This is a genomic window from Pseudoalteromonas sp. AOP7-A1-14 (genome assembly GCF_052376275.1).
Classification (GTDB): domain Bacteria; phylum Pseudomonadota; class Gammaproteobacteria; order Enterobacterales; family Alteromonadaceae; genus Pseudoalteromonas.
In genome coordinates this window covers 1-950 of the sequence record NZ_JBQSVO010000261.1, presented here as the reverse complement: position 1 = coordinate 950, position 950 = coordinate 1, and the positions used below count along the sequence as shown (strand labels likewise).

Here is a 950-nt window from a genome sequence, read left to right as displayed (position 1 = left end):
ATCTCTGCTTCACTTAGCGCCATAAAGTCAGTTCCCTTGGGGAAGAAGCGTCTAAGTAAGCCGTTGGTATTCTCATTTATGCCCCGCTCCCATGATGAATAGGGATGAGCGAAATACACATCAGCTTCTAATTTTTGTGCAACATGCTCATGGTGAGCAAACTCTTTTCCATTATCTAACGTCACGGTAATAACCTTACCTTTATATGGTGTCATACACGTGATCAGCGCATCGGCTGTTATTTTCGCATGCTTGCTTTCAATTCTGTGAACGACTGTATATAACGTTTTACGTTCAACCATTGTGACAAGCGCATTTTTACGCCCTTTACCTATCACTGTATCGCCCTCCCAATCACCAATCCTAGACTTTGAATCCACAATACTTGGGCGTTCATCAATGCTGACTCGATTAACTATCTGTCCACGTTTATCATAGCTTCCATAGCGTTTTTTATACTTTTTACATGCACGAGTGAGTGTCTTATGTAGCTTGCCACCACGAGCCTTGTCTCTGTAAATATATTGATAAATTGTTTCATGATGTAAAACGACCTGTTTCTCTAAAGCTAAGCGGCCTGCCACTTGCTCAGGGGAAAGTCCGTCATGCAACAATTTATTAATCCAGTGAGTGACGTCCTCTGTTAACTTACTTGCTTTGAAAGATGACTTACGTCTTTGTTCAGCAAAGTTATTGGCTTGGTTAGGCCGATAGCCTTTAAGTCCTTTATTGCGTTTTAGCTCTCTAGAAATAGATGACGGTGAACGAGTTAGTTCTTCAGCTATCTGCTTTTGGTTATTTCCTGCTTTTATTAACGCGTAAATCTGGTATCTTTCTTCTTGTGTCAGCTGTTTATATTTCATTAAAGCAATTTCCTTTGGCGAGAAAATGGCCGAATTATAACAGCTGGCCATCTAATCTGAGAAATTGCACTTATTATCCGAATTTAG

1 protein-coding gene is annotated in these 950 nt (G+C 40.3%); it reads right to left on the bottom strand.

All coding sequences use genetic code 11. The annotated features are described in order from the left end of the window. Nucleotides 1-863 (bottom strand): IS30 family transposase (locus ACT3RM_RS17995; RefSeq protein ID WP_444511530.1); only part of this gene is annotated, 863 nt, incomplete at its 3' end. Between the last annotated feature and the right edge of the window lie 87 nt (nt 864-950).